We start from the raw sequence: 20,461 nt of genomic DNA on the forward strand, positions 1-20,461 counted from the left end.
TGCCCATCTGCCGACCCCGCCCTGCGTCAATATGTAGGTCTTTTCCCGTTGATTTTAAGCCCTTCAGTGGCACTTGCAACCGAGACTTATTACCAGCGAGCCCCTTGACACAACTAATATAGGTCAAGGCCCGGATTGCTAACGCTTTCTGCCAAAAACCACGGTCGTATTTTGTCAGAACCCGCACCCCGGAAGAGCAAAAGGGCCTTCATAAATGCGTGATCAAAGGTGGGATCGACATCGGGCGACCAAAAAAATTTTCGGATAATTATGAACGACACGCTTACCATAAACGGATTGGTAACGCTGATGACATTAGGGTGGAGGAATTAGATCGCTGTGTGCCTTTTGTGCCGCAGCTTAAAAGTTCCGGCAAGGCCAGCTCATAGGCCAGCATTCAGATAGGTCATCATCGTGCGTTTGGCATTCAGTAAAGTCGCATATGCCCTGAAAAAAGCGGCGCAAGCTACGCTCCTTCTCGCGACCGTGACGGGCTGTTCGACAGCCTCGACCACGATACCGGCTATTGCCGCAAGCGACAGGTATGCAGCAATCGTCGTCGATGCGAATACGGGCAAGACGCTTTTTGCCGCAAATGCCGATGCGCAGCGTTATCCCGCTTCGCTGACCAAGATGATGACGCTTTATATGCTGTTTGAAGCCATGCAGGCCGGACGCATCAACCGGGATACGCCGATTCCTGTGTCCGCTTATGCCCGCGCGCGTCCGCCAACAAAGATCGGTTTTCGCCCCGGCCAGACTATTCGCGCCGAAGATGCAGCTCTCGCCATGGTCACCAAATCCGCCAATGACGCGGCTACCGCAGTCGGCGAATATATTGGCGGCTCGGAAGAGCGCTTTGCCCAGATGATGACCGCCAAAGCGCGTCGTCTCGGCATGCGCAACACCACTTTCCGCAACGCATCCGGCCTTCCGAACATGGCGCAGCATTCCACGGCACGCGACATGGCGATTCTCGGCATTGCGCTGCGTCAGCATTTTCCGCGTGAATTCGCGTATTTCTCGCGTCGCAGCTTCGTTTATCGCGGTCAGACCATCAATGGTCACAACCGCCTGCTCGGCCGCATTGAAGGCGTCGACGGCATCAAGACCGGCTATACCAATGCTTCCGGCTACAACCTCGTTTCGTCGGTCAATCTTGATGGCCGCCGCATCGTCGCCGTTGTGATGGGCGGCAATACCGGTGCAAGCCGTGATGCCCATATGGCGCAGCTGATCAACAAATACTTGCCGCAGGCCAAACGTGGCCGCAGCACAGACGCCCTCATTGCCGCGACGAATGACGTGCCGCAAACCGTTGCCGCCGTCGATCTACCGAAGGCGAAACAGGCGCCTGTTCCAGTTGCACGCGTAGAAACGGTCAACGACACGATCAATAGCGAATCCGGTGAAGGCGATGCGGATCAGCCGCAGGTGCTGGCGCTCGCCGCTCCGACCGCCCGTCCGGCAGCTCTTGCCGCACAGGCCGCCATTCGCCCGACGCCAAAGGCCTCTATCCCATCGGGAACGTTGCAGGCTCAGGCCCAAGCGCAGGCTCAGGCATCGCAGCAGGACGTTGATCCGGTCACGACCGCATCAGCACCGTCTGCCGGCGGCTGGGCTATCCAGATCGGTTCGCTGCCAAGCGAAGGTCAGGCTCGCGACATGCTTGCCAAGGCTTCCTCGTCGGTCGGTGGCGCGCTGCGCAGTGCATCGCCCTACACGGAAACTTTCAACAAAGGCAACGCCACTTACTACCGTGCCCGTTTCGTCGGCTTCAACTCGAAACAGGCCGCATGGGATGCTTGTGCATCTCTCAAGAAGAAGAGCTTCGGCTGCTATGCCGTCGCCAACTGATCAAGCGCGAGGGGACTTTCGCCCCTCGCAACAGCTTCAAACCCGAATTTTGTAAAGCGTAGAGGGTTTCGAGATGTCCAATATGAAAGACACTTACGTACAACCACCGCTGAAGACCGTCTGGTCTCATGAAGAAAGCCGTGCGCCTGCACTCGGCGGCCTGTTTTCCGTGCAGACACTCAAGCAAGCCGCATTGCGGATTGCTGATGTACGCCGCGGCACCGGGTTTCAAACCCGTGATCTCGTCGGTCTGCTGGTCAGCCACGCAGCCCGCAACAAGCGCCTTTCCCAGCCACGCGCACGGATGCGCATGACGCTGCCTGTCAATTCCAACACGATCACCGTTCGCGTGACGATCGAGAACTGACCGGAAACCAAACTGAACGACAAAAAGCCCGGCAGTGCCGGGCTTTTTGTTTTAAGAGGCATTCAAATCAGAGCAGCCCAAGTGCGGCCAGTTCCTGACGCAGTTCGGCAGGAAGTGCCGCCCTGCCCGATTTTCCGGCTGCTTCATCCCTTGGCACTTCATTATCACTCAGATAACGCCAGCCCTGAAAAGCGCGGCGCGGTTGCCATTCCGTCGGGACGATCTTCGGTTCAAGTACGAAATGGCAGCGGCTGATGCCTGCCTCATCCGTGAAGGGACGGACATCCAGCAATCGCTGTCGGCACTGGATATTGCCCTTGATGACCCAATAGAGCGAACCGCCTTCAAGCAGCTCGTCAATACGCTTTGGCACCATCCGTGTCGTATGGGTCTGTTCGGGCACAATCCCTGCGCCCCGCTGTTCTGCGAGGCGGAAGTCGATCCAGGCTGCGAGATCTTCGATACTATCGCAACCGACACAAAGCTTGACGAGATTGAGAGCCATGGAAGCGGTTTAGCCAAGGGACGCGATCGCTTCAAGCGTGAAGAATCGCGTTCTCCTAAAATTGAGCGCCTGAATCAAAAAGCGGCATGTGTGCGAAAATGGTGATTTTCGAGTACCGGAGCGGAGCGTGCTCAAGGACGTGAGCACCGGAAGCCTCGCATAATCCCGAAAAGTTGCAGACTTTTCGATTCAGATTATGCGAAAGCAGATTTCAAATTGCCATTTGCAGCCACACAGGACGACTTTTGGAACAGGCTCGAGCGGTCAGCAGGCCACCACGTTCACCGCGAGACCGCCCTGACTGGTTTCCTTATAGCGCTCGCTCATGTCGTGGCCGGTCTGGCGCATGGTTTCGATGCAGGCATCCAGCGGCACGAAATGCTTGCCGTCGCCCTTCACTGCCAGCGACGCAGCGGTTACAGCCTTCACGGCACCCAGTGCGTTGCGTTCGATACAAGGCACCTGAACCAGTCCGGCGACCGGGTCGCACGTCATGCCGAGGTGATGCTCAAGCGCGATTTCAGCGGCATTTTCGATCTGTTCGGGCGAACCGCCAAGAACAGCGGCAAGTCCCGCTGCCGCCATTGCCGATGCGGACCCCACCTCGCCCTGGCAGCCAACTTCAGCGCCGGAAATAGACGCATTGTGCTTGATAACGCCGCCGATAGCCGCCGAGGTCAGCAGAAAATCGCGAATACCCTTCTGGTCGGCATCGTCGTGGAAATGCAGATAATAGCGGAGCACTGCCGGGACGACGCCCGCCGCGCCATTGGTCGGTGCCGTAACCACCCTGCCACCCGAAGCGTTTTCCTCGTTGACTGCCATGGCATAGACCGACAGCCAGTCATTGGCGAGCAGCGGGTTGCTGCGATTGTTGCGCCAGTCATCCTGGAGCTTGTCGTGGATATGACGCGCACGACGACGAACGCCCAGCCCACCCGGCATAATGCCTTCACGGCTCAGGCCGCGCTCGATGCAGCCGCGCATAGCGCCCCAGACGCGATCCAGACCTGCGTCAAGCTCGTCACGCGACATATGCACTTCTTCATTGGCGCGCTTCATTTCAGCAATCGACAGCCCGCTATCATGGGCCATAACCAGCATTTCGGCGGCGTTGCGGAAAGGATAAGGCACATCGGCCTTGTCATCCTGCTTCGCTCCACTGCGCTGGACGCGGCTCAACTCTTCCTCGGTGACGACGAAGCCGCCGCCAATGGAAAAATAAGCACGGCGCAACAGCAGATTGTCGTCGCGATCATAGGCAGAAAACGCCATGCCATTGGCGTGGCCGGGAAGTGGCGTCTTGCGGTCGAGAACGAGATCAACCGTAGGATCGAATTGGTAAGACGGATGGCCTTCCGGCTGCACTTTCTTAGCTGCCAGAACCTTCTCTACTTCCGTATCCATGATATCGGGGTCGATTGTGTCCGGCAGAAAGCCGCACAGGCCGAGAATGACCGCGCGGTCGGTCGCGTGGCCAACACCGGTATAAGCCAGTGAACCGTGCAGGCTCGCCTTCAGGCGAACGATCCTGGAATGCGCAGGCCGAGGCCAGTTGCCGCTGATGATCTCATTGAGAAACATCCGGGCAGCCGTCATGGGGCCCATCGTATGGGAACTGGAAGGCCCAATACCAATCTTGAAGAGATCGAAAACCGACAGAAACATTCCACACCTTCTACAGCCCACCGACATGCGGGAACTGACCAAGCTTTGACCGTAACACTAGCCCTTTCAGGACCATTGTATACGCGAGCGAATACAATACGCGTTTCGGTACATTCATATCAGATAGTGTAGGAAAGGAATAACGCAAACGGATTGCCGAAATGCGGCATCAATTTTCCGGAATGCGTAGCTCTGTTTCCGCGCTGCCGTCGGATCAGTCTGATCCGCAGCGCCTCATCGATCAGACAGAGAAGAGGTAGGCCATGAGAATGATAGCGGCGAGCCCAATGACTGCCCAGAGCGTGACGCCCCAGCAGGATTTTTGAACGGTTTCGTCCATGGAACTTTTCATAACCCTATTGTGTATCGGTCCGGATAACAGTGGTTTTGATCACGTCACTGTTACCAATCATATAGCTGCGTGAAGTGCGAAAAGCAACGGCGAAAAACGGCTGAAATGCGGCGGCCTGTTAAAAGCATCAGCATCGCACTTCAAAAACATAATTCCAATCAAAAGCTTACTAAATTTTTTCGTTAACAAAAGCTTTATAGTGACGGCAGAATTGCGGCATCAGGGTTGTGGCAGGAACATATCTGTCTTGCCTGTGAACCGGTAAGCGGCCAGCCCAACCCACTCCCGCATCGCCACGCTGAAACGCGACAAGGCATCATTGGGTGACTCCAGATAGATGGAGAATTTCTCGTTGAGGCGCGTCTTGTAATCCACTGGCCATGCGATCACGTCGAAACCGGCCTTGCGAAAACAACCCACCGCACGTGGCATGTGATAAGCGGAGGTCACCAGCAGCCACTTTTCACCCGGCTTGGGTTGGGCCAACTCTTTCGAGAAAACCGCATTTTCAACCGTGTTGCGCGACTTGTTCTCGTAAATATAGCGCCCCCCGGAGAAACCGAGATCGTTCAGAAGCGCGCGTGTCGTGTCGGCTTCACTGCTCGATTCTTCAAAAAATGCACCCTCGCCGCCGGAAACGATGACCTTTGCATCGGGATAAAGCCGCGCAAGTCGCATGGCTTCGACGATACGGTCAGCCGCGCTATTCAATTCAAATCCCGGTCGTCCCGCATTGATGTCACCGTTCATGTAACCGCCCAGAACGACAATACCATCGACACGCTCCGGCAAAGCAGTTTTAGGAAACCGGTCTTCCAGCGGTGCGAGAAACAAAGCACCAAGCGTCGTGAAAGCACTGAAAAACAGAACAAGCGCAGCCGCTCCCAACGCAGCCAGGCCGGTTTTGCGAAAGCCGACCCACACAGTCACAAAGCCAAGCAAAACAAACAGGAAAATGATCGTAAGTGGTTGAAAGAAAAGCCAGAAAAGTTTTGAAAAACTATAGAACACTATGAAACCCCAAACGAACCGGTCAATGCGGGATCGAATCCCGCCTATCGCAATACTATAGAATTGGGCTCAGGCTGTGTTAGAGATTTACGAGGAATCGGAGCCGGAAAGCACCATGCAGAACACTGCCGAAGCGGAAACCACATCTGCCACCCCTCGCGCCTCTCTGGGGCGTCTCGGGCGCATCGATATTGCGCGCGGCATCGCGCTGATCGCCATGGCGATCTATCATTTTGGCTGGGATCTGGAGTTTTTTGGCTATATGGCCCCGGCAACAACGGCAGAGGGCGGCTGGAAACTGTTTGCGCGCTGCATCGCCTCCAGCTTCCTGTTTCTCGTCGGTTTCAGCCTCGTTCTCGCTCATGGTCGCGGCATACGCTGGCGTTCGGTGGGCATACGCCTGCTACAGATCGTGGTTGCAGCAGCGGCGATCACTGGCGTCACCTATCTGATGTCGCCGGAGAGCTTCATCTTTTTCGGCATTCTGCATCAGATTGCACTGGCGAGCGTTCTCGGCCTGCTCTTCTTGCGCCTGCCGTGGATTGTGACTCTGATCGCTGCGGCGTTGGTCATTGCCGCGCCATACTTTGCCAGAGCCGAGGTTTTCAATCATCCCGCTCTGGCGTTTGTCGGGCTTTCGACCGTCCCAATACGTTCCAATGACTATGTGCCGTTGTTCCCCTGGTTTGGCGCTGTTCTGTTGGGGATGGCGGCGGCGCGTATCGCCCAGCGTTACAATTTGCTGCCGCTTCTGGCGGGAGGCATCAAGCCCGCCTTCCTGCAAAAGCCGCTCACCTTCATTGGCAGGCACAGCCTTGCCTTCTACCTCATTCACCAGCCGGTGCTCATTTCGCTGGTTTATGTGTTTGTGCAGATCGCGCCGCCTGCCCGACCGGCGCCCAGAGAAGCCTTCACGCAGTCATGCGTGGCGGCCTGTTCGCAAACCGGCAGCGAAGCGCTTTGCAAGGCGTTCTGCGGCTGCGTCGTGAGTGAACTCGACAAGGCGCAACTGTTTGATGATGTCTTTACCGGCAAGGCCGATCAACAGAACAACAGCACGGTTCGGGAAATTGCGAATATGTGTTCGCCAGTTCCCGATACCCAACCCGAATAAGCGGTGTTACGTACTGACGCCGAGTTCCGCCAGCCGCTCAATGCAAGCTTCTTCGATCTGATCCAGCTCGCCGACCGTTTCGTCGATGTCGCGGCGCTTCTGGCGCAGGTCGTCGCGTTTTTCTTCGACGCGCTTCATCAAAAGCTTGAGCTGACCCGTTTCACCGGGCGGCTCGCGATACATCTGAATAATCTCGTGAATCTCGGCGATGGAGAAGCCCAGACGCTTGCCACGCAGAATCTGCTTGAGAAGGTGGCGGTCCGACGGGCGGAACAAGCGGGTCCGACCACGCCGAACGGGCGCAATCAGTCCTTCATCTTCGTAGAAACGCAAGGTGCGGGTTGATATCCCGAATTCTCGCGTCAGTTCCGTAATCGTATAATATTCGCGCACCACGATCATCACACCTTACTTAAGAGTACATTTTGAACTGAATGGATCAGACTTGCACCCTCGATCTTTATTTTACGCTCATCTTATCCAAAAACCGTCACGCGGTTTTCGGGACACGCACCAAATGATTGAATGTTGTGCAACCGCATTTACGTAAAAGTCAACATCAATCCGTCACATACTAAAATATTGCCATTCTTTTAGGAGCCGCAATCTTGGGCCCATAACAGGCAGAAATTGCGAAGAATGCGCGAATACTAGCGGAAAAGGCATATTAAAACAGCGATATAGCGCAGTAACGGCTTGACGATCTTGCCATGATGTTGCCGATCATGCGTTATAGCGACATCACGAAACAAGCATGACGGCAATTTATGCGGCGCTCGATAAAATACACATTGATCGGACTCATCGTCATCGCAATCGGCGGTGCGGTTCCATTTGCGGTCGAGCCTATCGTCGTCAAGATCGGCGAAGGATCGATTCGCCAACTCGCGCAGGATGGCAAATTCTGCAAAACAGACACGTGCGATGAAGGCATCCAATATGTGACGGCCTTTCTGGAAACCAATTATGGCCTCTCGCCGCACGATGTTAAATGGTGTATGGGCGTCGATGTCATCGCACACTACGAATTGCCCTTCGGCAATAATCTGAAAAAATCTGTCACAGACCGTATGTATGCCCGATGCGGAGATCCCCGGCAGGACGCACCTGATGAGGGCGATCACAGCGAAGAATAGAGCCGAATAGAGGACACACTTTCATGAAGCGTTTTTTGCGCATTGTTGCCTGGCTTGTCCTCGTTTTCATCCTCATAGTCACGGTCGGCCCGATCAACTTGCGCCCTGTCAGTGGTGAACCTGCGGATGTTGAACGTTTCGGCGCATTCTTTCTCGTGGGTACGCTTTTTGCGCTCGCCTATCCCCGCCATTGGCTGTCGGTCTTGTTGCTGACGGTTGGCTGCGCAGGCGCTTTCGAGCTTTTGCAGCGTCTGGCGCCCGGGCGTCATGGGGAAATTGCGGATTTTCTGTTCAAGGCCGCCGGAGCTGTCTGCGGAACGACCGCAGGCTATTTGCTAAGCCGGCTGATACCAGCCAGCAAATCATAATCAATCAGGCAACCGACATCAGGTTCAGTCTGTCGCGCGCGGTCTGGCGCATGAATTCCTGATGGATTGAGCGCAACAGCGCGAACAGATCGTCGTTTGCAGCCAGTTGTCTGCTTTTACCAGCCGTTTCGAGCATCAAAGCCGAGACTTCCACCGGACCGAACTTGCTGCGTCCGCTGGCAACAGCGCGCCATGCTTCAACGGCTGCAATCAGCGCGACATGGGTGGCATCAGCCAAACCGGCAGAACGCAGCAATGCAACCAGCGCTGCCGGGCGTCCATGCGAAATGATTGAGCAAATACGGTCTTCGTCAAGATCGGACAGCGATGCCATCAGAGCCGCGAACAAATCGATACGACCACCTGCGACAACACGGATGATGAAACTGGTCGTCACCTCACCGCGCAGACGCAGATGCTCCACCACGGCAGGCAGTTCCTGATGCGAGCAGGCTTCGGCAATATCGATGGAAGCACGCATGGCTGCATCGCCAACCAGCTTCGCAGCGCGGCGCTCGCCAAGCAGACGATTGACCAGTGGCATTTCTTTCAAGGCATCGCCAACCTTCACCACCAGCAAATGACGGCAGTCGGCAGGCAGTTGCGGATGCGCCAATAGCGCCTCACGCACATGCGGCTCATGTCCGCAACGCTCTGCGATCCGACGGAATGACAGCGGGGCAATCCGCGCACAACCATTGCGAAGCAGTTCGGCGACCGATTCAGACGTGCCGACTTCTGCGATAGCGGCGGCAAGCGCCATGGAAACATGTGGGCGGGCCGCGACCAGCAACTGGATCAGCGGCGCACCGAAGGAAACACGGTCGATAAGGTCTGCTTCGCTCAAAAGCGGCGAACGGGCAATAATGTAGCCTGCCACTTCCGGCTGATCGGCCGCAAGCGCCGTAACGATATGCAATGGGGAATGCGCGCTGGTGGACAGAACATCGGCCATGGCGATACGCACCTTGGGCGACGGATCATCAAGCATAAGCGTCAGGCTTGCTTCGGCAAAGGCGCGAGATTGTGGCGATTCCTGCTGATCGATGCAGCATTGCGCAAGCGCTGCGGCTTTGACGATACGTGCTGAAACCGGCTCGGTTCGGCTGATAGGCGCACCATTCTCGATATACATTCTGGCCCCGCTCCAGACAGTTCATGTATTCGAAATTGGTAAATTAAAATGGTTTATGATCCGTTTACCATAAGCTTAACCTGGCTCTGAAATGGAATGGAACCGAACGGCCTTCCGCACGTTTTCCTTGCATCAGTAAACGGAGACGACAAATGGCCGAAGACAAGACCACCAACGATATCCAGCAGGCTTTGGAAAAGCAGATCGCCGATATGCGCGGTGAGCTGAAACGTCTTTCCCGTACGCTTGCCTCCCAATCCGGAGAATTCCGGGAGCGTGCGGAAGACGCAATGGATGACGTATCGGGTCGGCTGCGGCACACGGCGCAGGCTGTTCGTGATCGCGGACAAGTGGTGGCGGAAACGATACGCGAGAACCCCGGAACGGCGACTACGCTGTTCGGGACAGCCGGCATTCTCGGCATTCTGATCGGCGTGGCCATCGGATGTGCGATCTCGGATCGCCGCTGAGTATATTCTGAAACGTCAGGAACGGTTTTCGGGATATGCATTAAAGCAAGCCGATTGAAGCCGGTTTAAGGAAGGCCCGCGCCGCCCCCTCGCGCGGGCCTTCCTGCATTCATATTGCTTTTTTCTTTACGCCCGCATGGCTGGCTGATAGTCAGCCGCATCGGCAATTTTGCCACCGGTCGCAGCCTACCCGGTCAAAACAAGGACAAGAAGCCAAGCAGCAATGCTTGCGCTGCGCGCATAAGCGCGAAACTGGCTGCGCCGTAACCTGACGAAAGGCGCTTAAATGTCAGAAAATACAATATATTCCGGCCTCACGCAGCTGGGTTCGACCACTGGTGTGCCAGCCTCGCCGGAAGAAGCCGTTCTTGAAAAAGTCGCCAATCCGCAGCACGGCACGCGCTATTGCGTACGCTTTACCGCGCCGGAATTCACCTCGCTTTGCCCCATGACTGGCCAGCCGGATTTCGCCCATCTGATGATCGACTATGTGCCGGATCGCTGGCTGGTGGAAAGCAAATCGCTCAAACTCTTTCTGTTTTCATTCCGCAATCACGGCGCTTTCCATGAAGATTGCACAGTCACCATCGGCAAGCGTCTGGTCGATCTCTTGCAACCGGAATGGCTGCGCATCGGCGGTTACTGGTATCCGCGCGGCGGCATCCCGATTGATGTGTTTTACCAGACTGGCGCAGCGCCGCAGGATGTGTGGATCCCGGAGCAGAATGTGCCAAATTATCGAGGAAGAGGATAATGGAGGCCTCGCCCTGGGTTTGAACCAAGGACAGGGGAGTTTGCAGGCTCCCTGCGTTGCATTCCGCCACGAGGCCATACCGATCGCTACTAGAAGATAGAACTTGCTGACCGGTTAATGGTTGCAATCATACCCGATTAATCTGGCGAGAATGTGAACCTTAGGATGTACGCAAGGACAACAGCCGGTAACCGCTCTATTGTTCTGCGTTGCGCCCGTACCTATTATCTTGTCAGCCTACAGCGCCTGTCCAATTTCGGGAAAAACATCATGAAACGACCCGGTATCTTCATCTCCCTCACCCTGCTATCCGGCATCATCCTCACCGGCTGCGGCGGCGCGGGAAAAGCAGCCATGGATACGGGCAAGAGTTTTGACCGATTCGGCTGTATGTCTCGCAACTTCAAGGGAGAGCCGCCCTGCCCGCAGCCGGATCAGGCTCCGCCCAAGACTCAGTAGTTCCTGAGCCTGAAACAAAAGACGAAAAACCAGAAAAGGAGGCCCCAGATGGCTATTGAACCGCAAGATGTGCTCAAATTCTGGTTTTCAGCCAAGATGCGTGAAAACTGGTTCACGAAAAGCGACGCTATCGACGAAGAGATTCGCGAGAAGTTCGCGGCAGCCTATGAAGATGCACGTGCTGGCAAACTCGAATCCTGGAAACAGCAACCCGAAAGCGCGCTGGCCCTGACCATTCTGTTCGACCAGTTCCCGCGCAATATGTTCCGCGGCTCGTCGCGTTCCTTCGAAAGCGACGGCCTGGCGCTGGATGTGGCCATGCAAGCGCTTGACCACGATTTCGACCGGCAGCTTTCCGCCGACGAGCGGCAGTTCTTCTACCTGCCCTTCATGCACAGCGAAAATCTGGACAACCAGCGCCGCTGTGTGGAGCTTTATGAAAGGCTTGGCGACCAATATTCGCTCGGCTTTGCCCGCGAACACCATAATATCATCGAGCAGTTCGGACGCTTCCCGCATCGCAACAAGGTGCTAGGCCGCAGCACGACAGAAGACGAAGCTGATTTCCTCAAGGAACATACAGGCTTCTAACTACATCAGCCGGTACGGCAGGATTCCACGGCGGTCGTGATCGACCGCCAACCTGCTTTTGAGCGGCGGCACGGCGCGCTGCACACATTCCGCACGGTCGCAAATCCGGCATGAAACGCCGATGGGATCAAAAGCTGACCGCGCCGTGATATCGAGACCATCCGCATAGACGAAATCATGCGCGTAGCCGACTTCGCAGCCAAGCGCGATGGCATAGCGCCGCTGCGGAGCGTTGAAGCCCCCTTCGCTCTTCGTCAGTTCCGTTGCCACGCAAAGATAGCGCGCACCATCGGGCGTTTCGGCAAGCTGGCGGATGATCCGGCCCGGTGTTTCAAAGGCCTGATGCACATTCCAGAGCGGACAGGCAGCACCATAGCGCGCAAATTGCAGCTTGGCGGCACTGTGGCGCTTGGTGATATTGCCTGCACGGTCGATGCGCGCGAAAAACACAGGGATGCCGCGCTGGCCAGAGCGCTGCAAGGTGCTGAGACGATGCGCAACCTGTTCCAGACTGGCCCCGAAGCGCGAAGCCAGCAGTTCAAGATCATGGCGCAACTCTTTCGCCGCTGCGAGGAAAGTCTGGTAAGGCATGACCAGCGCGCCCGCGAAATAGTTCCGCAGCCCGATCTTGCAGATCTCCACCGCTTCGACCGAGCGAAAATCGGCTCGCCTCGCTATCGCATTGACCAGATCTTCCATTTCAAGTTCGGCGATCTGAAACGCAATCTGAAAATGACGCGTGGAAGCAGGTGAATAGGGGTTGAGATAGAGAACCCGCGCCACCGGATCGAAGCGGCGCAGAACCGCCTCGTCAGAGCCTGCTCTCGCCAGTCGCACGCGATGCCGCTCTTCCATATATTGCGGCAGGGCTACGCCGATATCCCGTCCGGGAATATCCAGTTGCTCCGCAAGCTTTTCCGCTGCAACATCAATCTCATGCACATAATTGTCGATAAAATGAAAGAAGTCGCGCACTTCCTCATATGGTGCAGGCTCAGCAATCGACGGTGCGCGTCCCAGCTGGTTATCGAGACTGGCAAGCTGCTCGCTATTGCGCCGATAAGCCTGATGACACGCAATCAGCGCATGGGCCAGCCCCGGCGCATTCTGCGTGATTAGTTTCAGTTCCTGAAGGTTCGGCTTGTAATTGTCGAATACGGGATCGGCCAGCGCCTCTGAAACCGCTGATAACAACCGGTCATCATCGCCAAGCGAGATTGCGCCGATATCGATCTGATAGTTTTCAGCCAGCGCCAACAGGACAGCCGCCGAAACAGGGCGCTGGTTATTCTCAATCTGGTTCAGATAACTCGTTGAAATACCGAGACGTTCAGCAAAAGCCGACTGGGTCGCCTTATGCTGTTCGCGGATTTCACGTATCTTCCTGCCGACATAGAGCTTCTTGGGTGCCATTTTCGCAATTTCGCATTTTGCTATTTGCAAATTTATAACTTACACAATCGCACCTTTTCAAGCTTTTCTAGACGGCTCACAAGCGCTTTAAGCGTTTCAGAAGACGCATATAAAAATGCCTATCATTTCAGTTTCATAACCGACTTTCGAAGGCCGCAATAATGCAGGAACTCCTAGAACAGCTCGAAGCCCGCCGCGCCGAAGCGCGTCTTGGCGGTGGCCAGCGCCGTATCGACGCCCAGCACGCCAAAGGCAAACTGACCGCACGCGAACGTATCGAAGTGCTTCTCGACGAAGGATCGTTCGAGGAGTTCGACATGTACGTCACGCATCGCTGTACCGATTTCGGCATGGCGGAGCAGAAGGTGGCAGGCGATGGCGTTGTCACCGGCTGGGGCACGATCAATGGCCGTCAGGTCTATGTGTTCAGTCAGGATTTCACCGTTCTCGGCGGCTCGCTGTCAGAAACCCATGCCCAGAAGATCTGCAAGATCATGGATATGGCGATGAAGAACGGCGCGCCTGTCATCGGCCTCAACGATTCCGGCGGTGCACGCATTCAGGAAGGTGTCGCTTCGCTGGCCGGTTATGCCGATGTATTCAAGCGCAATGCCGATGCTTCCGGCGTCATTCCGCAGATTTCGGTCATTATGGGCCCCTGCGCGGGCGGCGCGGTCTATTCCCCGGCCATGACCGACTTCATCTTCATGGTGCGCGACTCATCCTACATGTTCGTCACCGGCCCGGATGTGGTGAAGACCGTCACGAACGAGATCGTCACAGCGGAAGAACTGGGCGGCGCGCGCACGCATACCGCAAAGTCGTCGGTCGCTGATGGCGCTTACGAGAACGACATCGAAGCGCTGGAACAGGTGCGCATCCTGTTCGACTTCCTGCCGCTCAACAATCGCGACAAGCCGCCGGTTCGCCCGGTCCATGACGACCCGTCGCGGCTAGAAATGCGGCTCGATACACTGATCCCCGACAGCGCGACCAAGCCTTACGACATGAAGGAACTGATCCTCGCGCTGGCCGACGAAGGCGAGTTCTTCGAAATTCAGGAAGCCTTCGCCAAGAATATCATTACCGGCTTCCTGCGCATCGAAGGCCAGACCGTCGGTGTCGTCGCCAACCAGCCCATGGTGCTGGCAGGCTGCCTCGACATCGATTCCTCACGCAAGGCAGCGCGCTTCGTGCGCTTCTGTGATGCTTTCTCAATCCCGCTCCTGACCCTTGTGGACGTACCGGGCTTTCTGCCGGGCACGGCGCAGGAATATGGCGGCGTCATCAAGCACGGTGCAAAGCTGTTGTTTGCCTATAGTCAGGCGACGGTGCCGATGGTCACGCTTATCACCCGCAAGGCCTATGGCGGCGCTTATGACGTGATGGCCTCCAAACATATCGGCGCAGATATCAACTATGCCTGGCCGACGGCGGAAATCGCCGTGATGGGCGCCAAGGGCGCAACGGAAATTCTCTACCGTTCGGAACTGGGCGACCCGGAAAAGATCGCTGCACGCACGAAGGAATATGAAACACGTTTCGCCAATCCGTTCGTGGCTGCCGAGCGCGGCTTCATCGACGAGGTGATCATGCCGCATTCCTCGCGCCGCCGCATTGCACGCGCTTTTGCCAGCCTGCGCAACAAGCAGCAGAGCACGCCCTGGAAAAAGCACGACACCATTCCGCTGTGATCCGGTTCAGTTGAGTAGATAAAATGATCAAGAAAATTCTCATTGCCAATCGCGGCGAAATTGCCTGCCGTGTGATCAAGACCGCAAAGAAAATGGGTATTGCGACGGTGGCGGTATATTCCGATGCCGACCGCAATGCGCTGCATGTGAAAATGGCCGACGAGGCCGTGCATATCGGCCCGGCACCGTCCAACCAGTCTTACATTGTCATCGACAAGATTCTCGGTGCCATCAAGGCGACAGGCGCGGACGCCGTGCATCCGGGCTACGGTTTTCTTTCGGAAAACCCGCGCTTTGCCGAAGCGCTGAAGGCGGCCAATGTCACCTTCATTGGACCGCCGGTGAACGCCATCGACGCGATGGGCGACAAGATCACCTCCAAGAAGCTGGCCGCGGAAGCAGGCGTATCCACCGTGCCGGGCCATATGGGTCTGATCGAGAATGCCGATGAAGCGGTGAAGATCGCAGGCATGATCGGCTATCCGGTGATGATCAAGGCGTCTGCTGGCGGCGGCGGCAAGGGTATGCGTATTGCGTGGAACGACGAGGAAGCCCGCGAAGGCTTTCAGCTGTCGCGCAACGAAGCCAAAGCCTCCTTCGGCGACGACCGCATTTTCATCGAAAAATTCGTCACCCAGCCGCGCCATATCGAAATTCAGGTGCTCGGTGACAGCCAAGGCAACGTCGTCTATCTTGGCGAACGCGAATGTTCCATCCAGCGTCGAAACCAGAAGGTGATCGAGGAAGCACCCTCACCTTTTCTCGACGAAGCAACCCGCAAGGCCATGGGCGAACAGGCCGTCGCGCTTGCCAAGGCAGTTGGATATTATTCCGCCGGTACGGTTGAGTTCATCGTCGATGGCAGCCGCAATTTCTATTTCCTCGAAATGAATACGCGCCTGCAGGTGGAGCATCCGGTAACGGAACTCATCACCGGCATCGATCTCGTGGAAGAAATGATCCGCGTCGCCGCTGGTGAAAAGCTGCGCTTCGGTCAGGCCGACGTAAAGCTCAACGGTTGGGCCATGGAGAGCCGTCTCTATGCCGAAGACCCATATCGCAACTTCCTGCCATCGATCGGTCGCCTGACCCGCTACCGACCGCCTGTAGAAGGCCGTCGCGAAGATGGAACCGTCATCCGCAATGATACGGGCGTGTTCGAGGGCGGCGAAATCTCGATGTATTACGATCCGATGATCGCCAAGCTTTGCAGCTGGGGTCCGGATCGCCTTGCCGCAATCGACGCCATGGGCAATGCGCTCGACGCATTTGAAGTTGAAGGCATCGGCCATAATCTGCCGTTCCTGTCCGCTGTTATGGATCACCAGCGCTTCAGAGCCGGTGCGCTGACCACGGCTTTCATCGCCGAGGAATATCCGGATGGCTTCGCTGGCGTTACACCGTCAGAAGACGATGCCCGTCTGCTGGCCGCTGTCGCAGCCCATATCAATCTCACCGTCGTCACCCGCGACGGACAGATTTCGGGTCGCCTTTCCGGACAGGACGTTAAGCCGGGTAATGACTGGGTTGTGAAGATCGGCGATCATCTGGTGCCCGTTCGCCTTGCGGATGGCGAAGGTGGCGCAACGGTGAATTTCGCCGATGGCGGCGACCTCACCATTGCCAGCGACTGGCACCCCGGCAACCAACTTGCCACATTCACCGTTGGCGGCAAGCCGGTCAGCGTGAAGGTTGCTCGTGCGGGTTCCGGTTGGCGGCTGCGCTGGCGCGGCATGGACCTGACGGCGCATGTGCGCAAACCGCGTGTTGCGGAGCTGGCAAAGCTGATGCCGGTCAAGCTGCCGCCGGATACGTCGAAAATGCTGCTTTGCCCGATGCCGGGCGTCATCACCTCGATTCTGGCCGAGGAAGGCGTTACGGTGGAAGCCGGGCAGCCGCTTGCAACAGTCGAAGCCATGAAGATGGAAAACGTGCTGCGCGCAGAGCGCCGCGCCACCGTCAAGCGCATTGCCGTCAAGGCTGGAGAGAGCCTTGCCGTTGATGAATTGATCATGGAATTCGAGTGATCCTGGAGACGGCGCTTCGCGCCTCCTCAAGCCGTCGTTTCCTCATCCTGAGGAGCGCCCGCAGGGTGCGTCTCGAAGGATGGGGAAGCCGGACAGGATCGATATACTGATGAACTGGACCCTCGCACTACGAGGGTCGCTACGCTCCCACCTCAGGGTGAGGGCAGGATGGGATGGAGAATAAGCCAATGACGCAGAAAACCCGTGCGGATTGGGAAGCGTTGGCCGAGAAGGAACTGAAGCGTCCGGCGGACAGTCTTGTCTGGCATACGCCGGAAGGCATTGACGTGAAGCCGCTTTACACGGCGGACGATCTGCAAAATGTCGATCATCTGGACAGCCTGCCGGGCTTCGAGCCTTTCGTTCGTGGCCCGCGCGCCACCATGTATGCCGGGCGTCCGTGGACCATCCGCCAATATGCCGGTTTCTCCACCGCCGAAGCATCCAACGCCTTTTACCGCAAGGCGCTTGCCGCCGGGCAGCAAGGCGTTTCGGTTGCCTTCGACCTTGCCACCCATCGCGGCTATGACAGCGACCATCCACGTGTCGTTGGTGACGTTGGCAAGGCGGGCGTGGCCATCGACTCCGTCGAGGACATGAAAATCCTCTTCGACGGCATTCCGCTTGAAAAAGTCTCTGTTTCCATGACCATGAATGGCGCGGTCATCCCGATCCTCGCCAATTTCATTGTCGCGGGCGAAGAACAGGGCGTTTCACGCGACCTGCTTTCCGGCACCATCCAGAACGACATTCTCAAGGAGTTCATGGTCCGCAACACCTATATTTATCCGCCGGAACCTTCCATGCGGATCATTGCGGACATCATTGCCTATACCGCGACGGAAATGCCGAAATTCAATTCGATTTCCATCTCCGGCTACCACATGCAGGAAGCCGGTGCGACGCTGGTTCAGGAACTGGCCTTCACGCTGGCCGACGGGCGCGAATATGTGCGTGCCGCGCTGCAAAAGGGCCTGAATGTTGACGACTTCGCGGGCCGCCTGTCGTTCTTCTTCGCCATTGGCATGAACTTCTTCATGGAAATCGCCAAGCTGCGTGCTGCACGCCTGCTCTGGACGCGCATCATGAAGGAGTTCGAGCCGAAAAAGCCGGGTTCACTGATGCTGCGTACCCATTGCCAGACGTCTGGCGTGTCGTTGCAGGAACAGGACCCCTATAACAACGTCGTGCGGACGGCATTCGAGGCTATGTCGGCAGCACTGGGCGGCACGCAATCGCTGCATACGAACGCCTTCGACGAAGCCATTGCTTTGCCTACGGAATTTTCGGCGCGCATTGCCCGCAACACGCAGCTCATCCTCCAGAATGAAACCGGCGTGACAAAGGTGGTCGATCCGCTGGCAGGCTCCTATTACATCGAAAGCCTTACCAATGAACTGGCGGAAAAAGCCTGGGCGCTAATTGAGGAGGTCGAAGGTCTGGGCGGCATGACCAAAGCCGTCGAAAGTGGCCTACCGAAGCGCCTGATCGAAGAAGCTGCTACACGGCGGCAGGCGGCAGTCGACAAGGGCGAGGAAGTGATTGTCGGCGTCAACAAGTTCCGTCTGGAACAGGAAGACGAGATCGACATTCTCGAAATCGACAATACCGCTGTGCGCCAGTCGCAGATTGCCCGCATCGAGCGTATCCGCCAGACGCGTGACAAGGCCAAGGTGGAAGCGGCCCTTGCTGAACTTGAGAAAATTGCGACCAGCGGTGAAGGCAATCTTCTTGCCGCCGCTGTGGAAGCTTCCCGCGCTCGCGCCACGGTCGGTGAAATCTCCGACGCCATGCGCCGTGCTTTCGGTGACCACGCTGCCGAGCCGAAAGTCATTCGCAAGGTCTATGGCGATGCCTATAAGGACGAGCCGGAATATCAGATTCTGGTATCGCGGCTGGAAGAATTTTCCCAGCATAGCGGCGCAAAGCCAAAGGTGATGGTCGCCAAGCTTGGGCAGGACGGACATGATCGCGGCGCGAAGATCATTGCGTCGGCCTTCGGCGATATCGGTTTCGAAGTTCTGGCAGGCCCCTTGTTCCAGACACCCGATGAAGCCGCCGACATGGCGATCAAGTCGAAGGTGCATGTCATTGGCGTGTCGTCCCTCGCCGCCGGTCACAAGACCTTGCTGCCGCAACTTGTCGAAACGTTGAAAGCCAAGGGCGCTGAAAATATCGTCGTGGTCTGCGGCGGCGTGGTGCCACGTCAGGATTATCAGTACCTGTTCGACCGCGGCGTCGCTGCCGTTTTCGGTCCCGGCTCGAATGTGCTGGACTGCGCGCGCGCGGTTCTGGACATTCTGGAAGGCAAGCGTCGAAATCTCTGATTTTGACTATAATTCATAGAGTTAAGCCAAAAAAGAGATTCAATTTCTCAACACGAAAAGCCGAGGCAGATGCTTCGGCTTTTCTGCTTTTATGATCTCAGGATTTTGGATCGGCGGAGGCAGGTATTGCGGAACTGGTGACGGACACCGGATCGCTCGCCGGGAACGTATCCTCCAGCCCCTCGTCCAACTGGCGTTCCAGTTCCGCCCGGTCACCTGCCCGTCTTGCGCTCGGGCGGGTCAGCAACCGATCCGGCTCAATCCCGCACTCCATGGCTGCAACGCCAAGCGCCGCTCCGAGCTTCACCGCCGCACGACGAATAGCATCGTCGCGCTTCAGTTCCACTCCGGTTTCATTCTCGAAAATCACGGACACTTTCTCATCACCCTCGGCAATAAACTCGACCGTGTAGAGCTTAAAACCACCAATCGAACCGATGCGAGTTTCGACGATTTCCATGTGCTGATCTCCGCGCTGATCTCCAAATCATATAACGGGAAGTCATCATTATAGTTCCATGGCTGAACGGCGGACGATCATTGTAAAATGAGCGACACAAAAACTTAAATCACGCTCTTCCCGCTCCGAAAGGCAGGCCTATATCTCTATTGGGATTTTTACGGGAACTGCTCTTTTAGGAAAGGATATCCCATGGCCGTCAGCAGAAAGGATCAGGCGCGCGCGCTCAATGCAGAAGAAAAGGAGCTGGTGGAAAAGACCCAGCATCCGCATTTGCAGGAAGTGTCTGACGAAGAACTGGCGCAACTGGCAAAGCTGATCCGCGAGCGCCGCCAGAAGGCGCGCGACCAGGCCAACCAGCGCCGCCGTGAAATACGTGGCAAATCCGCTGCCCGTGGCGCTACTGCCTCAAAGCGTGATGATGGCTCCCACCTCAAGGTCGCCGTTCTCGCTACGGCTGTGGCCCGCATCAATGGCGAAGTCGAACGCCGCGAACAGATGGCTGCTGCTGACGATCTGATCGCCAACGCCCAGAAGGCGCTTGCAGCAAAGCTCGCCAGCGAAAGAAAGGGTAAGACCTTCAATACGCGTCACGCGCATCTCGGCATGCGTAACGTCCCGAACGAAAAATACAGTACTTTCACACGGGCTGCTGATCGCGGGCGCAACCGCAAGACTGCAAGCGTGCGGCAGGCAAAGAAAGACTCCCGCTAGAAAACATGCGCAATGACCGGTGCCTTTGACAGGAAGAAT

General features: G+C 56.7%; 20 protein-coding genes. 13 read left to right on the forward strand and 7 right to left on the reverse strand.

Annotated features, from left to right (window positions below; all coding sequences use genetic code 11):
• Nucleotides 1-414 precede the first annotated feature (414 nt).
• Together FGI60_RS20800 and FGI60_RS20805 are read left to right on the forward strand one after the other, a co-directional pair.
• Nucleotides 415-1,857, forward strand: coding sequence for a D-alanyl-D-alanine carboxypeptidase (locus FGI60_RS20800; protein ID WP_138786819.1), 1,443 nt, complete (start codon nucleotides 415-417; stop codon nucleotides 1,855-1,857).
• A 73-nt stretch (nucleotides 1,858-1,930) separates the two neighbouring features.
• Nucleotides 1,931-2,224 (forward strand): hypothetical protein, encoded by a 294-nt coding sequence (locus tag FGI60_RS20805; RefSeq protein WP_138786820.1) that lies wholly within the window; start codon nucleotides 1,931-1,933, stop codon nucleotides 2,222-2,224.
• Between the two features lie 67 nt (nucleotides 2,225-2,291).
• Here the strand turns inward: FGI60_RS20805 and FGI60_RS20810 are convergent, their stop codons facing one another.
• The 3 genes from FGI60_RS20810 to FGI60_RS20820 form a co-directional block, all read right to left on the reverse strand.
• Nucleotides 2,292-2,729, reverse strand: coding sequence for a DUF1489 family protein (locus FGI60_RS20810; RefSeq protein ID WP_138786821.1), 438 nt, complete (start codon nucleotides 2,727-2,729; stop codon nucleotides 2,292-2,294).
• Between the two features lie 264 nt (nucleotides 2,730-2,993).
• Nucleotides 2,994-4,397: an L-serine ammonia-lyase gene (locus FGI60_RS20815; RefSeq protein WP_138786822.1), complete on the reverse strand. Its 1,404-nt coding sequence runs from the start codon at nucleotides 4,395-4,397 to the stop codon at nucleotides 2,994-2,996.
• Nucleotides 4,398-4,968: 571 nt separating this feature from the next.
• A complete protein-coding gene (locus FGI60_RS20820; protein ID WP_138786823.1) occupies nucleotides 4,969-5,760 on the reverse strand; it encodes a YdcF family protein in 792 nt (263 codons plus the stop codon).
• A 115-nt stretch (nucleotides 5,761-5,875) separates the two neighbouring features.
• Here FGI60_RS20820 and FGI60_RS20825 point away from each other — a divergent pair, with 115 nt between their 5' ends.
• Nucleotides 5,876-6,874, forward strand: a complete 999-nt coding sequence (locus tag FGI60_RS20825) for a heparan-alpha-glucosaminide N-acetyltransferase (RefSeq protein ID WP_138786824.1) — start codon at nucleotides 5,876-5,878, stop codon at nucleotides 6,872-6,874.
• Nucleotides 6,875-6,880: 6 nt separating this feature from the next.
• Here FGI60_RS20825 and FGI60_RS20830 read toward each other — a convergent pair whose 3' ends face one another.
• The gene (locus FGI60_RS20830) at nucleotides 6,881-7,267 is read right to left on the reverse strand and encodes a MerR family transcriptional regulator (protein ID WP_078340841.1); all 387 of its coding nucleotides are present in this window, start codon (nucleotides 7,265-7,267) and stop codon (nucleotides 6,881-6,883) included.
• Nucleotides 7,268-7,641: 374 nt separating this feature from the next.
• On the opposite strand from FGI60_RS20830, the gene FGI60_RS20835 reads away from it, so the two are divergent.
• Together FGI60_RS20835 and FGI60_RS20840 are read left to right on the forward strand one after the other, a co-directional pair.
• Nucleotides 7,642-8,010, forward strand: a complete 369-nt coding sequence (locus FGI60_RS20835) for a hypothetical protein (RefSeq protein ID WP_138786825.1) — start codon at nucleotides 7,642-7,644, stop codon at nucleotides 8,008-8,010.
• A 23-nt stretch (nucleotides 8,011-8,033) separates the two neighbouring features.
• On the forward strand, nucleotides 8,034-8,378 hold the full coding sequence (locus FGI60_RS20840) for a VanZ family protein (RefSeq protein WP_138786826.1): 345 nt from the start codon (nucleotides 8,034-8,036) through the stop codon (nucleotides 8,376-8,378).
• Nucleotides 8,379-8,382: 4 nt separating this feature from the next.
• Here FGI60_RS20840 and FGI60_RS20845 read toward each other — a convergent pair whose 3' ends face one another.
• On the reverse strand, nucleotides 8,383-9,513 hold the full coding sequence (locus FGI60_RS20845) for a DUF2336 domain-containing protein (protein WP_138786827.1): 1,131 nt from the start codon (nucleotides 9,511-9,513) through the stop codon (nucleotides 8,383-8,385).
• 152 nt (nucleotides 9,514-9,665) lie between these two features.
• Here FGI60_RS20845 and FGI60_RS20850 point away from each other — a divergent pair, with 152 nt between their 5' ends.
• The 4 genes from FGI60_RS20850 (at nucleotide 9,666) to FGI60_RS20865 (ending at nucleotide 11,787) form a co-directional block, all read left to right on the forward strand.
• Nucleotides 9,666-9,983, forward strand: a complete 318-nt coding sequence (locus FGI60_RS20850) for a DUF883 family protein (RefSeq protein ID WP_078340814.1) — start codon at nucleotides 9,666-9,668, stop codon at nucleotides 9,981-9,983.
• A 286-nt stretch (nucleotides 9,984-10,269) separates the two neighbouring features.
• Nucleotides 10,270-10,737, forward strand: a complete 468-nt coding sequence (gene queF, locus FGI60_RS20855) for a preQ(1) synthase (RefSeq protein WP_138786828.1) — start codon at nucleotides 10,270-10,272, stop codon at nucleotides 10,735-10,737.
• A 270-nt stretch (nucleotides 10,738-11,007) separates the two neighbouring features.
• Complete coding sequence (locus FGI60_RS20860) at nucleotides 11,008-11,196, forward strand: hypothetical protein (RefSeq protein WP_138786829.1); 189 nt, start codon at nucleotides 11,008-11,010, stop codon at nucleotides 11,194-11,196.
• 48 nt (nucleotides 11,197-11,244) lie between these two features.
• On the forward strand, nucleotides 11,245-11,787 hold the full coding sequence (locus FGI60_RS20865; protein ID WP_138786830.1) for a DUF924 family protein: 543 nt from the start codon (nucleotides 11,245-11,247) through the stop codon (nucleotides 11,785-11,787).
• Here FGI60_RS20865 and FGI60_RS20870 read toward each other — a convergent pair whose 3' ends face one another.
• Nucleotides 11,788-13,200, reverse strand: coding sequence for a helix-turn-helix domain-containing protein (locus FGI60_RS20870; protein WP_138786831.1), 1,413 nt, complete (start codon nucleotides 13,198-13,200; stop codon nucleotides 11,788-11,790).
• 161 nt (nucleotides 13,201-13,361) lie between these two features.
• Here FGI60_RS20870 and FGI60_RS20875 point away from each other — a divergent pair, with 161 nt between their 5' ends.
• The 3 genes from FGI60_RS20875 (at nucleotide 13,362) to scpA (ending at nucleotide 19,248) form a co-directional block, all read left to right on the forward strand.
• Entirely contained in the window at nucleotides 13,362-14,894 is a 1,533-nt protein-coding gene (locus tag FGI60_RS20875; RefSeq protein ID WP_138786832.1) for an acyl-CoA carboxylase subunit beta, read from the forward strand.
• A 23-nt stretch (nucleotides 14,895-14,917) separates the two neighbouring features.
• Nucleotides 14,918-16,921: an acetyl-CoA carboxylase biotin carboxylase subunit gene (locus FGI60_RS20880; protein ID WP_138786833.1), complete on the forward strand. Its 2,004-nt coding sequence runs from the start codon at nucleotides 14,918-14,920 to the stop codon at nucleotides 16,919-16,921.
• A 188-nt stretch (nucleotides 16,922-17,109) separates the two neighbouring features.
• Nucleotides 17,110-19,248 (forward strand): methylmalonyl-CoA mutase, encoded by a 2,139-nt coding sequence (scpA, locus tag FGI60_RS20885; RefSeq protein WP_138786834.1) that lies wholly within the window; start codon nucleotides 17,110-17,112, stop codon nucleotides 19,246-19,248.
• A gap of 97 nt (nucleotides 19,249-19,345) precedes the next feature.
• Here scpA and FGI60_RS20890 read toward each other — a convergent pair whose 3' ends face one another.
• Entirely contained in the window at nucleotides 19,346-19,708 is a 363-nt protein-coding gene (locus FGI60_RS20890; RefSeq protein ID WP_138786835.1) for a hypothetical protein, read from the reverse strand.
• 192 nt (nucleotides 19,709-19,900) lie between these two features.
• Here FGI60_RS20890 and FGI60_RS20895 point away from each other — a divergent pair, with 192 nt between their 5' ends.
• A complete protein-coding gene (locus FGI60_RS20895) occupies nucleotides 19,901-20,422 on the forward strand; it encodes a hypothetical protein (protein WP_138786836.1) in 522 nt (173 codons plus the stop codon).
• Nucleotides 20,423-20,461 lie beyond the last annotated feature (39 nt).

It is taken from the genome of Brucella haematophila, from assembly GCF_005938105.1.
In the GTDB taxonomy this organism is placed as follows: domain Bacteria; phylum Pseudomonadota; class Alphaproteobacteria; order Rhizobiales; family Rhizobiaceae; genus Brucella; species Brucella haematophila.

What these genes read in the sequence shown, in the direction of transcription:
- FGI60_RS20805 (WP_138786820.1), top strand. Translation starts at nt 1,931, where the DNA reads ATGTCCAATATGAAAGACACTTACGTACAACCACCGCTGAAGACCGTC.
- FGI60_RS20810 (WP_138786821.1), bottom strand. Translation starts at nt 2,729, where the DNA reads ATGGCTCTCAATCTCGTCAAGCTTTGTGTCGGTTGCGATAGTATCGAA.
- FGI60_RS20815 (WP_138786822.1), bottom strand. Translation starts at nt 4,397, where the DNA reads ATGTTTCTGTCGGTTTTCGATCTCTTCAAGATTGGTATTGGGCCTTCC.
- FGI60_RS20825 (WP_138786824.1), top strand. Translation starts at nt 5,876, where the DNA reads ATGCAGAACACTGCCGAAGCGGAAACCACATCTGCCACCCCTCGCGCC.
- FGI60_RS20835 (WP_138786825.1), top strand. Translation starts at nt 7,642, where the DNA reads ATGCGGCGCTCGATAAAATACACATTGATCGGACTCATCGTCATCGCA.
- FGI60_RS20840 (WP_138786826.1), top strand. Translation starts at nt 8,034, where the DNA reads ATGAAGCGTTTTTTGCGCATTGTTGCCTGGCTTGTCCTCGTTTTCATC.
- FGI60_RS20845 (WP_138786827.1), bottom strand. Translation starts at nt 9,513, where the DNA reads ATGTATATCGAGAATGGTGCGCCTATCAGCCGAACCGAGCCGGTTTCA.
- FGI60_RS20850 (WP_078340814.1), top strand. Translation starts at nt 9,666, where the DNA reads ATGGCCGAAGACAAGACCACCAACGATATCCAGCAGGCTTTGGAAAAG.
- queF (WP_138786828.1), top strand. Translation starts at nt 10,270, where the DNA reads ATGTCAGAAAATACAATATATTCCGGCCTCACGCAGCTGGGTTCGACC.
- FGI60_RS20860 (WP_138786829.1), top strand. Translation starts at nt 11,008, where the DNA reads ATGAAACGACCCGGTATCTTCATCTCCCTCACCCTGCTATCCGGCATC.
- FGI60_RS20865 (WP_138786830.1), top strand. Translation starts at nt 11,245, where the DNA reads ATGGCTATTGAACCGCAAGATGTGCTCAAATTCTGGTTTTCAGCCAAG.
- FGI60_RS20870 (WP_138786831.1), bottom strand. Translation starts at nt 13,200, where the DNA reads ATGGCACCCAAGAAGCTCTATGTCGGCAGGAAGATACGTGAAATCCGC.
- FGI60_RS20875 (WP_138786832.1), top strand. Translation starts at nt 13,362, where the DNA reads ATGCAGGAACTCCTAGAACAGCTCGAAGCCCGCCGCGCCGAAGCGCGT.
- FGI60_RS20880 (WP_138786833.1), top strand. Translation starts at nt 14,918, where the DNA reads ATGATCAAGAAAATTCTCATTGCCAATCGCGGCGAAATTGCCTGCCGT.
- scpA (WP_138786834.1), top strand. Translation starts at nt 17,110, where the DNA reads ATGACGCAGAAAACCCGTGCGGATTGGGAAGCGTTGGCCGAGAAGGAA.
- FGI60_RS20890 (WP_138786835.1), bottom strand. Translation starts at nt 19,708, where the DNA reads ATGGAAATCGTCGAAACTCGCATCGGTTCGATTGGTGGTTTTAAGCTC.
- FGI60_RS20895 (WP_138786836.1), top strand. Translation starts at nt 19,901, where the DNA reads ATGGCCGTCAGCAGAAAGGATCAGGCGCGCGCGCTCAATGCAGAAGAA.